At 44.7% G+C, this 13,075-nt stretch carries 15 protein-coding genes; 9 read left to right on the top strand and 6 right to left on the bottom strand.

Annotated features, from left to right (window positions below):
* Nucleotides 1-56 precede the first annotated feature (56 nt).
* The 4 genes from Pas1_RS09190 to Pas1_RS09175 all read left to right on the top strand — a co-directional run bounded on the left by Pas1_RS09190 (nucleotide 57) and on the right by Pas1_RS09175 (nucleotide 3,624).
* On the top strand, nucleotides 57-1,154 hold the full coding sequence (locus Pas1_RS09190; RefSeq protein WP_112295212.1) for a transglutaminase-like domain-containing protein: 1,098 nt from the start codon (nucleotides 57-59) through the stop codon (nucleotides 1,152-1,154).
* A gap of 3 nt (nucleotides 1,155-1,157) precedes the next feature.
* A complete protein-coding gene (locus tag Pas1_RS09185; RefSeq protein ID WP_112295075.1) occupies nucleotides 1,158-1,685 on the top strand; it encodes a TlpA disulfide reductase family protein in 528 nt (175 codons plus the stop codon).
* Between the two features lie 267 nt (nucleotides 1,686-1,952).
* Nucleotides 1,953-2,234, top strand: coding sequence for an HU family DNA-binding protein (locus tag Pas1_RS09180; RefSeq protein WP_112205669.1), 282 nt, complete (start codon nucleotides 1,953-1,955; stop codon nucleotides 2,232-2,234).
* Nucleotides 2,235-2,310: 76 nt separating this feature from the next.
* A complete protein-coding gene (locus tag Pas1_RS09175; RefSeq protein WP_112205667.1) occupies nucleotides 2,311-3,624 on the top strand; it encodes an alpha/beta fold hydrolase in 1,314 nt (437 codons plus the stop codon).
* A 13-nt stretch (nucleotides 3,625-3,637) separates the two neighbouring features.
* Here Pas1_RS09175 and Pas1_RS09170 read toward each other — a convergent pair whose 3' ends face one another.
* Nucleotides 3,638-4,189: a hypothetical protein gene (locus tag Pas1_RS09170; protein ID WP_225971614.1), complete on the bottom strand. Its 552-nt coding sequence runs from the start codon at nucleotides 4,187-4,189 to the stop codon at nucleotides 3,638-3,640.
* A 79-nt stretch (nucleotides 4,190-4,268) separates the two neighbouring features.
* Here Pas1_RS09170 and Pas1_RS09165 point away from each other — a divergent pair, with 79 nt between their 5' ends.
* Nucleotides 4,269-5,045, top strand: coding sequence for a YoaK family protein (locus tag Pas1_RS09165; RefSeq protein WP_112236849.1), 777 nt, complete (start codon nucleotides 4,269-4,271; stop codon nucleotides 5,043-5,045).
* A complete protein-coding gene (locus Pas1_RS09160) occupies nucleotides 5,045-5,293 on the top strand; it encodes a CDGSH iron-sulfur domain-containing protein (protein WP_112205663.1) in 249 nt (82 codons plus the stop codon). Before Pas1_RS09165 ends, Pas1_RS09160 begins: the two co-directional genes overlap by 1 nt.
* A gap of 6 nt (nucleotides 5,294-5,299) precedes the next feature.
* On the opposite strand, the gene Pas1_RS09155 is transcribed toward Pas1_RS09160, so the two are convergent.
* A complete protein-coding gene (locus Pas1_RS09155) occupies nucleotides 5,300-6,058 on the bottom strand; it encodes a MipA/OmpV family protein (RefSeq protein WP_112205661.1) in 759 nt (252 codons plus the stop codon).
* A 141-nt stretch (nucleotides 6,059-6,199) separates the two neighbouring features.
* On the opposite strand from Pas1_RS09155, the gene Pas1_RS09150 reads away from it, so the two are divergent.
* Nucleotides 6,200-7,252 (top strand): alpha/beta hydrolase, encoded by a 1,053-nt coding sequence (locus Pas1_RS09150; RefSeq protein WP_112205659.1) that lies wholly within the window; start codon nucleotides 6,200-6,202, stop codon nucleotides 7,250-7,252.
* 12 nt (nucleotides 7,253-7,264) lie between these two features.
* On the opposite strand, the gene Pas1_RS09145 is transcribed toward Pas1_RS09150, so the two are convergent.
* The gene (locus tag Pas1_RS09145) at nucleotides 7,265-7,477 is read right to left on the bottom strand and encodes a hypothetical protein (RefSeq protein ID WP_112205657.1); all 213 of its coding nucleotides are present in this window, start codon (nucleotides 7,475-7,477) and stop codon (nucleotides 7,265-7,267) included.
* A gap of 72 nt (nucleotides 7,478-7,549) precedes the next feature.
* On the opposite strand from Pas1_RS09145, the gene Pas1_RS09140 reads away from it, so the two are divergent.
* Complete coding sequence (locus tag Pas1_RS09140; RefSeq protein ID WP_112205655.1) at nucleotides 7,550-7,786, top strand: hypothetical protein; 237 nt, start codon at nucleotides 7,550-7,552, stop codon at nucleotides 7,784-7,786.
* Here the strand turns inward: Pas1_RS09140 and Pas1_RS09135 are convergent, their stop codons facing one another.
* A complete protein-coding gene (locus Pas1_RS09135) occupies nucleotides 7,787-9,415 on the bottom strand; it encodes a peptide chain release factor 3 (protein WP_112295074.1) in 1,629 nt (542 codons plus the stop codon).
* A gap of 53 nt (nucleotides 9,416-9,468) precedes the next feature.
* A complete protein-coding gene (locus tag Pas1_RS09130) occupies nucleotides 9,469-10,212 on the bottom strand; it encodes a pseudouridine synthase (RefSeq protein ID WP_112208634.1) in 744 nt (247 codons plus the stop codon).
* A gap of 112 nt (nucleotides 10,213-10,324) precedes the next feature.
* Between Pas1_RS09130 and Pas1_RS09125 the strand changes: the two genes are divergently transcribed.
* Nucleotides 10,325-11,653: a dicarboxylate/amino acid:cation symporter gene (locus tag Pas1_RS09125; protein WP_112208633.1), complete on the top strand. Its 1,329-nt coding sequence runs from the start codon at nucleotides 10,325-10,327 to the stop codon at nucleotides 11,651-11,653.
* Nucleotides 11,654-11,656: 3 nt separating this feature from the next.
* On the opposite strand, the gene Pas1_RS09120 is transcribed toward Pas1_RS09125, so the two are convergent.
* The gene (locus Pas1_RS09120; protein ID WP_112205646.1) at nucleotides 11,657-13,075 is read right to left on the bottom strand and encodes a protein kinase domain-containing protein; all 1,419 of its coding nucleotides are present in this window, start codon (nucleotides 13,073-13,075) and stop codon (nucleotides 11,657-11,659) included.

Here is a 13,075-nt window from a genome sequence, read left to right as displayed (position 1 = left end):
CAATTGGATACGAGGCAGAGCCTATAATTCAGGCAAACTCATCTACTGAAGGTCTTATGCATATTACCCGCCGCACATTTATCAAAAATACCGTAGGTGCGCTAGCTCTCCCATCCTTGTATCCGCTTGGTAGCTTGGCTGAGAGTGATAACTGGAAGCGTTATGAGATTACTACTGAAGTGAATATTGATGCACCCAATCAGATTGTTCAGGCCTGGATTCCATTGCCCTTGACTAAGGATACGGATTATTTCAAGACTATTGCCATTTCAACCGATGGAGACGCTAAGCAGGCCAGTATTTTCAAAACCCCTACAGGTGATACACGCATGCTGTGGGGTCAGTGGGATGCATCAGGTAATGCACGTAATCTCGTGAGCACTTTTTTGATTGCAACACGAGAACGCAGTACCTTAAATGGACAATTCAACAAATCATTGATGCTAAGCAAAGATGAGAATGCGTATTGGACACGTAGCACTGAATTTTTGCCAACGGATGGCATTGTCAAAGATAGGGCGAACGAGATTCTTAAACCCCTGCCCAAAAATGCAAGCGATGTTGATAAAGCTAAAGCGATTTACAACTGGGTGGTTGAAAATACTTATCGCGATCCTGCGACTAAGGGTTGTGGTGTTGGTGATGTCAAGCTGATGCTTGAAAGTAATAATCTAGGCGGCAAGTGTGCTGACATTAATGCTGTCTTTGTTGCCCTTGCAAGGTCTTCAGGCATTCCTGCACGCGATGTATATGGTATTCGGGTAGATGATTCTGCAAGGGGCTATAAAAGCTTAGGTAGATCTGCTGATATTAGTAAGGCACAACATTGCCGCGCTGAATTCTTTGCTAAAGGTTATGGTTGGGTTGCGGTAGATCCTGCAGACGTACGCAAAGTGATTCTTGAGGAGCCTGTTAATCTCACTTTGACCGATTCTAAGGTGATCGCAATACGTGATTACTTGTTTGGTAATTGGGAGATGAATTGGATGCCTTATAACTATGGGCACGACATTGCATTACCAGGATCTAAATTGGGCAGTAGAGGCAAGATTCCTTTTTTAATGTATCCCCAGGGTGAAACTAAAGAAGGCCGTTTAGATTCATTAGATCCAATCAATTTTAAATACAAAATTACTAGCAAACTCATTGCCTAGTCCATGCTGAACATCAGAAGCGTTTTATTGCCTTATTGTGCGCTTGTGCTTCTAGCCATTCCTGTTTTGGCTCATGCTCAGTGGGCCCCGCTTTCACAGTTGGGGCTAAATAAGCCCCTTTCCTTAGAGCTTAATAATCTTGAAGGCAATACTATTCACCTCCAGCAATACAAAGGGAGGGTAGTTCTGGTCAACTTTTGGGCCACCTGGTGTGAACCCTGCAAGGAGGAGTTTGGTGAGCTAATTTATCTCCAGGAAAAATATCAATCGCAAGGCTTGGTTGTCCTCGCAGTAAATCTAGCTGAGTCTAGGCCGCGCATTAAAACCTTTCTCCAGACAAATTTAGTTTCAGAAAACGCCTTACCCATCGCTTTGGATAACAGCAGTTTGACCTATCGTGCCTGGAAAGTTAGAGGCATTCCGACTACATATTTAGTCGACCGGCAGGGGATTGTGAGAGCATATTGGATGGGGCCAATCGATGCTGAAGATCCTAGTTTTCTAAAATTATTACTACAAACCTTGAAATAAGATTTCAATTAGCAGCCTAATTCAGCGCCCCAATTTTTTCCTTACAGCGCATTAAAAATGCATCTCTAATGCAAAACAGATATATAGACCCCATCCGAAACCCTTATAGGGACTGATTTTGAACCAATTTGGGGATTAAAAAATATTTAACATTTATGTGATTTCCCGATTGTTTTAGTCTAAAAAGGTACATACAATGATCTCGTCAATAGACAAAACAGTTATCAAAAATCCTCACATTAAATTGCATACTCTCCAGGAGATAATATGAATAAAGCAGAATTAGTAGAAAAAATTGCAAACGATGCAGACATTTCTAAAGCAACAGCAGACCGCGTACTGAGCGCAACCATTGAGCAAATTATTAAAGCCGTTACCAAGGGCGATGATGTTCAGTTAATTGGTTTTGGAACATTTAAATCTGGTAAGAGAGCTGCTCGCGTTGGCCGCAACCCAGCCACTGGCGCAGAAATTAAGATACCTGCAGCTAAGACAGCAAAGTTTTCTGCCGGTAAAGCATTCAAAGATGCCGTGAATAAACGCAAGTAATCGTCTGTTTAAATGAAGAACCACCTTCGGGTGGTTTTTTCATGTCCTTTTCATACTGAATGTACAGGAATCTGGAATGAAATTTTATTTACATTGTGTATTAGCACTCATGAGCTCGACGATCAGCTTTATTGCTTCTGCTCAATCAAGCTCTACTCCCGTATACCTTCCCACTTTTTATGAGTCGGTTATGAAGATGCATCCTGAGGGTAAATTAGGACAAGTCATTAAAAAAGAATCGATTAGCACTACCATTGCTGGTGCTCGTGCTTGGCGTATTGCTTATATTTCCTCAGATCTTGCTGGTCGCAAAACCATTTCAACTGGATTAATTGTTGCGCCAGTTGGTAGGGCACCAAAGGATGGACGTCCTGTTATTGCGTGGGCACATGGAACCACCGGCACTGCACAAAATTGCGGACCATCACAATTGCCTAATCCTGCCCAGCCTTTGAGTGAATATTTCTTGATCGGCGGTAATGCTGGCACAGACTATGGATTACCGGCGGTGGAAAAGTTTATCCAAGATGGTTATATTGTCGTGGCAACAGACTACCAAGGCCAAGGCGGTGGCGGTAAACATCAATATATGGTTTCAGGAACTCAAGCACGCGATGCGATTAATTCGATTCGTGCCGCAGGAGATATGAAAGAAATTGGCGCTGGTAAAAAAGCCATGATCTATGGCTGGTCGCAGGGCGGCGGTACTGTATTAGCCGCAGCAAGTTCGCCTGACTATATTGCACAAAAAGGAACAGCCTTTGATGGCATAGAGTTTGTAGGTTTTGTAGCCCTAGCTCCGCCCGATGTTTCAGCGACGATTAGCGCGCGACCAAATGATCCTGCAATTGCAGACCAATTCGTTGGACAGCTATTACAAACCTTTTCTGCCAATGTGATGGACTTTACACATGCCTCTATGACTTTTTGGGCAATACCAAACGGCTTTTCTAATACACACTTGGAAGATATTTTTACACCTGAGGGTGCGCAAGCAATGAATGCAATTTATACCGGTAAATGTATTCATACTGCGGCAGATACTATTACCTATAACTACGGCGATACATACAAGACATTGCTAAAAACTAAAGCAGATAACACGCTTGCGTGGGCTCAAGCTATTTACGATAGTGGCGTTGCAAAAGTAAAACCTGTTGCACCAGTGATTATTTTTTGGGGTACTAAAGATACAGCCGTCCCTCCAGTCATGGGTGATTTATATCGACAACAAATGTGTAAGTTAGGCGCTAATGTGACGCGTATTCAGTTGCCGGGTGAGCAAACGCATTACACAACCCCGCCGGTATCAGAACCTATGTATGTTCCTTGGGTAGAGGCACGCTTTGCAGGAAAACCTGCAGACAATGGTTGTGCAGGTTTGCAATAGAACTAATGAGTTCCTAATCTAAGAGATTCGTTTTATTGCTTTTCTGTTTAATAAAGTCAATGCCGTATTTAATGATGGCAATGAAAAGTATTGAGCCTGCCATGTCACCGGTAAACATGGCAATGAAGTGATTTGCGCTACCAGAGTCTAGCCCTCGTGCAACAAACCAAAGCTGATGAAGTCCTGAGCTTAAAAAAGAGTAAGCCGTAATACTGCCCAATAATTGTTGCATATTGATATTACTTAGATCGGGCGAGACTTTGAGGTTGTGGATGACAAAGTGCCTGCCGAGTAATGGGGCTAGACCACAAATGACTCCAATGCCGAGATTGGTGACGAGGTCGGTTTGATAAAAGCCAATATAGTTAATGAGCAGTGAGGCTAAAACTAAACCAGCGGCTCCAGCGTAATCAAAAATGAGGGTCAGGAAGATTCTCAGACCGGCGGGAATAAATATCCAGTTAACCCCTCTCGTATCCTCGATTGAAGCTGTGATGAAGCCGTTGAAGTAGAAGAAGCCCATATACAGGGCGGCACTCAAGAGGCATTCTAGAAGGCTGCGCATTAAGGGCTTGTGAAAATTCATCTAAATATTATAAGAAAAATATTGGACCAGCTAGCCTAACGAAGATTTAGAATAAGTCATGCCGGTTCAATTTCTGCAAGCCCTTACTAGCCCGCATCGGTCTATGCGCTCAGATTTTCATTTGGGCGTTTATATGGCCTTTGTCGCAGGTGCTGTAAATGCTGGCGGGTTTTTGGCAATTGCGCGCTATACATCCCATATGAGCGGCATTATTGCGGGGATTGGAGATGATCTGGCACTAAGCAGACTATTGCCAGTTTTAGGAGGGCTCTCACTCTTAGCCGCATTCTTATTGGGCGCAATGACAACGGCAATGATTGTGAGCTGGGGGCGAAGAAGGGCCATTCATAGTCAGTTCGCACTGCCGCTTTTGTTCGAGGCATTCTTATTATTAATATTTGGGTTTGTAGGCGACCATCTCAGTTTTTATGTTCCCCTAACCGTCCCTGCCATTGCGCTCTTGCTGTGTTTTGTCATGGGCTTGCAAAATGCCATTGTGACCAAAGTCTCTAGAGCGGAAATTCGCACTACTCATATGACAGGGGTTATTACGGATATCGGTATTGAGCTTGGTAAGTTGCTTTATTGGAACAAGTCTCAGGAGGCCAATCAACATCATTTTGTTGAAGCTAATCGCGACAGACTCAAAACCCACGCCTCTATATTTTTAATGTTTCTACTGGGCGGTATTATTGGAGCAATCAGTTTTAAAAAATTTGGTTTTATTTCTGTTGTACCGCTTTCCTTATCGCTAATGGTTATTGCCGCATTACAAGTTTTTCGAGATATTAAAAATATATATAAAAGACTAATAGAAGGTAAAGAGGGTTGCTGATGACCGCAATGAATAAGCCAGTCATTGCCCAAAAGGCCCCATGCCCAACAGAGGTCGAGGCAGGACAAGTATATTTCTGGTGTACTTGCGGCAAAAGTAAGCGTCAACCTTTTTGTGATGGCTCTCATACTGCCTCAGGATTCAATCCCTTGCGGGTTCAAGAGGCTGAAAGCAAAACGGTATACCTATGTGCTTGCAAACAAACCAGTACGCCACCTTATTGTGATGGCTCACACACCAAGCTCTAGCGAATCTTATTTAAAGCGATACGCTAAGGCAACAAAGATATTATCTTGAAATGAGCGGTTCAGAACGGGGCTATTGTTGATACCATTGCCGAGCCATTTGCGCTTGCCATAAAGATTGACATACCAACTATCAACCACTGGAATTTCTACCATTAAGCCCGCCATTAAATTGCTGGTGGCTGGAGCAGTATAGGCTGAGTAGCCAGTAGCAACAGACTCTCCTGGAGTAATGCCGTAATAGTAGTTTGCATATTGAGAAGACTGTCTCTCAATGCCTACCTGGGGATAAACCACAACATGCGCAAAGGTTTCTATTTCACCAAAATAAGAAAGCTCATAAAGTGCGCCCTTGGATTTGCCAAAGTCATGATAGGCATTCAGAAAGAAAGCACCGATTGGTGTTTCTTGAAAGGTGCCAACGCCAAGCGGAATAGGGTCACTGCGATTAATCGAGGTGCCGTTGATGGAAGATTTCACGGTATAGGTATCGAGATTAATTTTTCCACCAAGCTCAAAATATCCGTAACCCATCTTAAAGGTCTTAATACCAACCTCATCAATACGCGCAAAGAAGCGCTGGTAATCAAAGAAGGCGTAGGGTAAGGCTAAAGATTGCGTACCTTCAGTACCAATGTGTAAGTTCGATGTGTATACCGCCGCTCCAATATCGCCCACAATATGATCAGGCAATCCATCGGAAACATCATCCATTGCAAAACTGGGTATTGCAATAGCCAGAAGAGTGGCAAATAAGATGGATTTCATGGGCAAATGATAAAGAAGATGTGGCAATTATTTGATGGCTAATCTCATTTAAGAGTCTACTGCAAAAAACTCCCAAGATTCGGAAGAAAATAGTGTAGAGTTTTAAGCAAAATAAGCATTAAAAAATAATAGGAGACCAGTATGAAGATTTTGTCCAAATGGTTAAGTGCTGCCCTGATTTCTCTCTTTTGCCTGATTGCCCTTAATACATATGCCGCGGATCGTATTGAAATGGCGGAGTACATGGTTCCTAGCGATACCCCGGGTATTTCTCTATATGTGCGCAATAAGCATTTAAGTGGTCAAAAGCAATTTACTGCTGATAAAACCCTTTTGTATGTCCATGGCTCAACCTATCCTGCAGAAACGGCTTTCGATCTCTCGCTCAATGGAACCTCATGGATGGAGTATTTGGCCAGGCATGGCTATGATGTTTGGCTGGTTGATCTTCGTGGCTATGGCAAATCCACACGGCCTCCAGAGATGGATCAGCCAGCCGATCAAAATGGACCAATCGTTAAAACAGATGTCGCTGTCAGTGATGTCTCAAGCGCTGTAAATTATATTTTGCAAAAGCGCCATATCCAAAAGCTCAACTTACTCGGATGGTCCTGGGGAACCACGATCATGGGTAAATACACTAGTGAAAATAATAATAAGGTGAATAAGTTGGTGCTGTACGCGCCTCAGTGGTTAAGACAAGGCGGCGCACCGCTCACCGACAAGGGTGGACCATTGGGCGCCTATCGAGTAGCCTCTGAAGCAGATGCTAAAAATCGCTGGTTAACAGGCGTGCCTGAAGATCAAAAGGCCAGTCTGATTCCAGAGGGCTGGTTTGAAAAATGGGCGGCTGCAACATTTGATACAGATCCTTGGGGAAAAACCCAAACGCCAAAAAAACTCAGAGCGCCGAATGGCACAGTTCAAGATGCGCGCGATTATTGGACAGCAGGCAAGCCTTTATATGATCCTGGATTAATTAAGGTTCCAGTCATGCTAGTTCATGCAGAGTGGGATGCGGATCTACCTAGCTATATGCTTTATGAGTACTACACCAAGTTAGTGAATGCACCTTATAAAATTCTTTTGCAAATTAGCGAGGGTACGCACACCATCATCATGGAAAAAAATCGCATGCTAATGTTTGCGGGCGTACAAGACTTTTTGGACAGCCACTTTCAGGTAGAAAAATAGTTTGAGCGATTTTTACTTGCGATTCGCTGCAATGTGATCCAGAGTTTCTTTGGCATACCAACCAATACGGCCCTCCGGATCCATGCGTTGAACGTCTTCTAATGCAGTTCTGAGAATCTCATTTTCCTCATCTAACTGATAAACCCGATTACGCAGATTACTGGCATCTAGCCACGAGCCAATCGCGCTAATCAAGCGTGCAATGAGGTAGCTCCAGTTAGGCATAGCAATAGTATGCCAAAACCGGCTTATTCATGATTAAATTGAGCAACATTAAGATAAAACCATTAGGGACCAATGACAAAACCATATTATTTAGTGCTTATTCTGTGTCTAGGCCTTGCTGCTTGTGCAGCAGAGTTTACAGATGGCTCTGACTCGAATCACGTCACCTTTCTAAATAGCAATGGCTCCTCAATGGCAGAGCTGACGAAAAAAGCACAAGCCTATTGTCAGCAATATGGAAAAGTAGCCTCATATAGAAGCAGCGATACTGCTTTAGTCGCTGTGTTTGACTGCAAACTACCGCGTTGATTAGCCGGCTAAGTCAGACTGATAGATGAGGCCTGCATGCTCACGGAGGGCATGGAATTGAATAGCTTCCCAGCGCTGGCTTGCAACTTCTAGCTCTGATTTGTGAGAGGCTAGAAACACAGGGGCTCCCACAACATCTTCAGCCATGCGGTGAATATTTTCTTGAATAAATTTTTTCAAGGCTACTGAATCATCTGAGCTGACCCAACGTGCCAAGCTGTATCGAGCTGGCAGAAGTCGTACTTCGGCGCCATACTCAGTTTGTAGTCGGTGACTTACCACCTCAAATTGAAGTTGACCAAATGCCCCTAGGAGCATAGTCCCGCCTCCCGTTGGCCTAAAGACTTGGATGGCACCTTCTTCACCCAATTGCATGAGTCCAGTGCGCAACTGTTTAGTTCGAAGTGGGTCTGCAGATTCAACCAGGCGAAAAATTTCTGGGGCAAAGAAGGGTAGGCCAGTAAATTGCAATTGCTCACCCTCAGTCAGAGTGTCGCCAAGACGCAGCAAGCCATGATTTGGCAAGCCAATAATGTCGCCTGGAAATGCTTCATCAAGAATATCGCGTCGTTGCGATAAAAATGAGAGGGCATTGTTCGTGCGAACCTCTTTGCCATTGCGACAGATCTTGAGTTTCATGCCGCGCTCAAAGTGACCTGAGCAAATTCGCAAGAAGGCAACGCGATCGCGATGCGCGGGATCCATATTGGCTTGAATTTTGAATACCACTGCCGAGAATTTATTTTCAGCGGGACTGACTTCACGTTGTAAGGCTTTTCGCGATCCGGGGGCAGGAGCCAGATCTACTAAGGTATTAAGAATTTCTCTAACGCCAAAGTTATTAATAGCGGAGCCGAAAAATACGGGAGATTGTCGTCCAGCCAAGAAGGCTTCTCGATTAAAAGCAGGCATTGCATTTTTAATTAGATCAACTTCTGCAAGAGCCTCTTCTAGACTGGACCCAAGGCGCTCTTTCAGTCCCGCATCATTGACGTCGATGATGGTATGAGAGCCCTCGGTAACGCGGTCTTCACCAGCCTTGAACATCCGCATTTGTGAGTTAGCGATATCAATTACGCCTGCGAAGGACTTCCCCATTCCTACTGGCCAAGTGAAAGGAACGACTTCAATACCAAGAGCAGTTTCAATCTCATCCATCAGCTCCATCGGTGGCTTGACTTCCCGATCCATTTTGTTGATGAAAGTCACAATAGGCGTATTGCGTGCACGACAAACCTCAAGCAGACGTAAGGTCTGAGATTCAACGCCGTTGGCAGCGTCAATCACCATGAGTGCAGAGTCAACCGCGGTTAAGACGCGATACGTATCTTCAGAAAAATCTTGGTGGCCAGGCGTGTCGAGCAAATTGATGATGCAATCACGATATTCCATTTGCATTACCGAGCTTGCGACAGAAATACCGCGCTGCTTCTCAATTTCCATCCAGTCTGAGGTGGCGTGCCGACTGGCTTTTCTTGCCTTTACGCTCCCTGCAATCTGAATTGCACCTGCGTATAGAAGTAATTTTTCTGTGAGCGTGGTCTTACCAGCGTCTGGGTGAGAGATGATTGCAAAGCTACGGCGGCGTGATACTTCTGCGGCGGTATTGCTGGATGGATTCGTTTCGATGGTAAATCTGCGCTTATTCTAGGAATGACCATGATTATAAGCGGGCACTCCATTTAGAACTGCTCTTCAGGCCTTAAAAAACGCCATTGTCCAGGCGGTAATGGGCCTAAGGAGATTCTTCCCATGCGAACTCGCTTAAGGCCCAATACCTTCAAGCCCACCATTTCACACATTCTACGAATCTGCCGCTTACGACCTTCTCTTAAAACAAAACGCAATTGATCTTCGTTTTGCCAACTCACTTGAGCGGGTTTAAGCACAACACCATCAAGACTGAGACCGTGCTTTAACAAATCCAAATCCGCAAAGGAGAGCTTGCCTTCCACTCTCACTAGATATTCTTTCTCAATCGGACTATTTTCTCCAATCAAGAGTTTGGCAATACGCCCGTCTTGAGTGAGAACAAGCATGCCCGTAGAGTCAATATCGAGTCGACCAGCAGGCGCCAAGCCGCGAGTATTAAATTTCGGGCTTCTGCCTTTATCTAAGGGGCTAGGAAAATAATGGTCTGGTGTAATTAGTGATGCAGCTGGTTGATATTCTTGCTCATCATCAAAATGTGAAATATAGCCAACGGGCTTATTAAGAATGACGGTGACCCTAGAAGCTTGTTGTTTCTGAGCACTGGACTGCAGTTCAATTTTTTGATGACGAAAGGCCCGTACCCCGAGCTCATTTACAACCTCGCCATCTACAGTGACTAGACCTTGTTCAATATAGGCATCGGCCTCGCGTCTTGAGCATAGGCCCAGCTCTGAGAGCAGCTTAGAAACGCGTACTTTTTCCTGATCTTCCATATAGGCATTATCAGGCACGGGAGAATTATGGGTAAAGTGTCCATTAAGTTATAAAATCGCCGAAGCGGGTATTCCCCAAAAATGAATTCTTATCTTATATAGCGAGACCAAATTGACTGCCACCATTAAAAAACCCCCAATTTATAAAATTCTGTACTTCCAGGTTCTGGTGGCGGTTGTCATCGGTGTTCTGCTAGGTAATTTTTATCCTGAGATAGGCGTTTCCATGAAGCCTTTTGGGGACGCCTTCATTAAAGGCATCAAGATGCTGATCGCCCCGATTATTTTCTGTACCGTCGTATTAGGTATCGCGGGCATGGAAGACATGAAAAAGGTCGGCAGAACTGGTGGTTTAGCACTTCTGTATTTTGAGGTTGTGAGCTCTCTGGCACTCATTATTGGTTTGGTCGTTGTTAACGTGTTGCAGCCAGGCTCTGGCATGAATATCGACCCTGCTAGCCTTGACACTAAGGGTATTTCTGCCTATACCGGGCCAGGCAAGATCGGGACAGTCATCGACTTTTTGATGAATATTATTCCTAATACTGCAATTGATGCATTCGCTAAGGGCGACATCTTGCAGGTCTTATTCTTTGCCGTCTTATTTGGTTTTGCGCTACACAAGTTTGGTGGCCGCGGCACCATGGTATTTGATTTAACCGAAAAGCTCTCGCACGTTTTATTTGATGTGATTGGCATCATTATGAAATTTGCACCGGTAGGCGCTTTTGGTGCGATGGCTTTTACGATTGGTAAATACGGCATTGCATCTTTATTTTCGCTGGGTAAGCTGATGGGTGCCTTCTACTTGACTTGCCTATTATTTATCTTCATTGTGCTTGGCCTGATCGCACGTTTTAATGGCTTTAATATTTTCAAGTTCATACGCTACATCAAAGAAGAGTTACTCATTGTTTTGGGCACATCTTCATCGGAGTCGGTGCTGCCAAGAATGATTGAAAAAATGGAAGTCTTGGGCGCCAAGAAGAGCTGTGTTGGCTTAGTAATTCCAACAGGCTATTCGTTTAATTTAGATGGAACCTCGATTTATCTCACCATGGCTGCGATCTTTATTGCTCAAGCGACTAATACTCAAATGACCTTGATGCAGGAGATTACGCTGTTGCTGGTCTTGCTCTTAACTTCTAAGGGTGCGGCGGGGGTAACAGGCAGCGGCTTCATTGTTTTGGCTGCAACACTCTCTGCAGTGGGCAATGTTCCAGTTGAAGGTTTGGCCATCATCTTGGGCATTGATCGCTTTATGTCTGAAGCAAGAGCTCTGACCAACTTGGTTGGTAACGGTGTTGCGACAATTGTTGTGGCTAACTGGACTGGCGAGCTCGATCATAAGCGAATGACTTCAGTACTTAATCACGATAATTGGATTGAAGCGCAAGATCCAGAAAGAATCCTCGATCTTCAACAGGACAAGATGCAGTAATTGTTAAGTCCGTACGATGTGAACGCTACAGGAGGCCTCCTCGACAATTTTTGTCATTGAGGTTCTCCAGGGCGTCACCTTATTGGGTAGCTTATGAGTCGCGCCAATCAGAATTAAAGCGGCATCATTATCTTTGGCAAACTCAACAATTCTGCTAGCTGGATCCAGCGCCTCAAGTACGTGATAAGAAATTCTTTCGGGTGGTAGCTTGAGTGGCTTAGCCCATTCCATGAGTTGTATTAAATGACCACGCACAATTCCGCTGGCCGTTTCACTTTCTTGATTGCCTTCAAAAGTCGGGGTGCTGGCAATAGTGCTGACACAAATCAAGCGACCTTCTGAATAAGCCTGCAATAAGTTTTTAGCGGTAATTTGCATCTTCTGTTGCAGTGCCTCGTCAGATTGGCGTGTATCAATTGCAGCAATCATGAGCGGTGAATCTTGATTTCCAGCGCTGGGAAGAGGGCTTGGAGAGGGCTCATAACCAGCAGCTTGCAACCAACGGGTAAAGCTTTCCCAGAAGCTGGGAGGCTCAACGCGATCAGCGCGCTCAGTGAGTTTAAGAGACTCGTGATCTAACAAGATTTGTCGTAAGCGTGCCGCACTTTGAATTCGACTGGCTGCTCGAGGTTCGAGGCAACGAAGAATCACTTCTTGAAGCCAGCGAGGAATTTCTTTACGAATCCCTCGAGGTGGAAATGGCTTGGCCCATAAACGTTTTCGAAGGCCACCCATAGTTTGAGGATTGCCAAAAGGAAGCTCGCCAGTAAGGAGTTCATACATGATTACGCCAATAGAGAAGATATCGCTGCGATAGTCTTCTCGGATGCCGACAATTTGTTCTGGTGAGACATAGGGTGCCGAGCCTACACCTTTCCGCATTTCTTCAGCGAGTAGATCCGGGAAGCGCGCATGGTGTGAGAGGCCAAAATCAATCAGGGTGAGTTTGCCATTTTCATCCATCAGAATATTTTCTGGCTTGATATCCAGATGAATGGCATCTTGCGAGTGAAGCGATTGCACTGCTTGAGCTAAATCAGCACTAATACGAATGACTTCTTCGATGCTGAATCTTTTCCCTTCTTTGATGAAATCTTCCAGAGGTCTGCCATTGATCCTTTCCATGGCGATATAGGGTTGGGTTGCCATGCTGCCGGCCCCTAAGTATTTTGGAACATACGCGCTATTCAGGGAGCGCAAGATAGTCAGCTCGGTTTCAAATCCAATTAAGCTTTCTACCGGCTGATCTTTGCCAACGCGTGGAATTTTTAAAAGGATGGGGAGATCAATACCTTCTTTGCTTGCAGAGAAGAGACTGGCCATACCTCCGCGATGCACTTCTTTTCCCAATAAAAAACCATCAACGACCTTGCCCTCTTGAAAAATATCATCGACTGCTTCGATATCTGAAGAAAACGGCAT

Origin of the sequence: Polynucleobacter paneuropaeus, assembly GCF_003261235.1 — a bacterium.
Classification (GTDB): Bacteria; Pseudomonadota; Gammaproteobacteria; order Burkholderiales; family Burkholderiaceae; genus Polynucleobacter; species Polynucleobacter paneuropaeus.
The sequence above is the reverse complement of the archived record's forward strand: the minus strand, read 5'-3'. Positions and strand labels throughout refer to the sequence as shown.

What these genes read in the sequence shown, in the direction of transcription:
- Pas1_RS09130 (WP_112208634.1), bottom strand. Translation starts at nt 10,212, where the DNA reads ATGGAAGATCAGGAAAAAGTACGCGTTTCTAAGCTGCTCTCAGAGCTG.
- Pas1_RS09145 (WP_112205657.1), bottom strand. Translation starts at nt 7,477, where the DNA reads ATGCCTAACTGGAGCTACCTCATTGCACGCTTGATTAGCGCGATTGGC.
- Pas1_RS09160 (WP_112205663.1), top strand. Translation starts at nt 5,045, where the DNA reads ATGACCGCAATGAATAAGCCAGTCATTGCCCAAAAGGCCCCATGCCCA.
- Pas1_RS09170 (WP_225971614.1), bottom strand. Translation starts at nt 4,189, where the DNA reads ATGCGCAGCCTTCTAGAATGCCTCTTGAGTGCCGCCCTGTATATGGGC.
- Pas1_RS09150 (WP_112205659.1), top strand. Translation starts at nt 6,200, where the DNA reads ATGAAGATTTTGTCCAAATGGTTAAGTGCTGCCCTGATTTCTCTCTTT.
- Pas1_RS09140 (WP_112205655.1), top strand. Translation starts at nt 7,550, where the DNA reads ATGACAAAACCATATTATTTAGTGCTTATTCTGTGTCTAGGCCTTGCT.
- Pas1_RS09165 (WP_112236849.1), top strand. Translation starts at nt 4,269, where the DNA reads ATGCCGGTTCAATTTCTGCAAGCCCTTACTAGCCCGCATCGGTCTATG.
- Pas1_RS09175 (WP_112205667.1), top strand. Translation starts at nt 2,311, where the DNA reads ATGAAATTTTATTTACATTGTGTATTAGCACTCATGAGCTCGACGATC.
- Pas1_RS09185 (WP_112295075.1), top strand. Translation starts at nt 1,158, where the DNA reads ATGCTGAACATCAGAAGCGTTTTATTGCCTTATTGTGCGCTTGTGCTT.
- Pas1_RS09190 (WP_112295212.1), top strand. Translation starts at nt 57, where the DNA reads ATGCATATTACCCGCCGCACATTTATCAAAAATACCGTAGGTGCGCTA.
- Pas1_RS09155 (WP_112205661.1), bottom strand. Translation starts at nt 6,058, where the DNA reads ATGAAATCCATCTTATTTGCCACTCTTCTGGCTATTGCAATACCCAGT.
- Pas1_RS09180 (WP_112205669.1), top strand. Translation starts at nt 1,953, where the DNA reads ATGAATAAAGCAGAATTAGTAGAAAAAATTGCAAACGATGCAGACATT.
- Pas1_RS09120 (WP_112205646.1), bottom strand. Translation starts at nt 13,075, where the DNA reads ATGCCGTTTTCTTCAGATATCGAAGCAGTCGATGATATTTTTCAAGAG.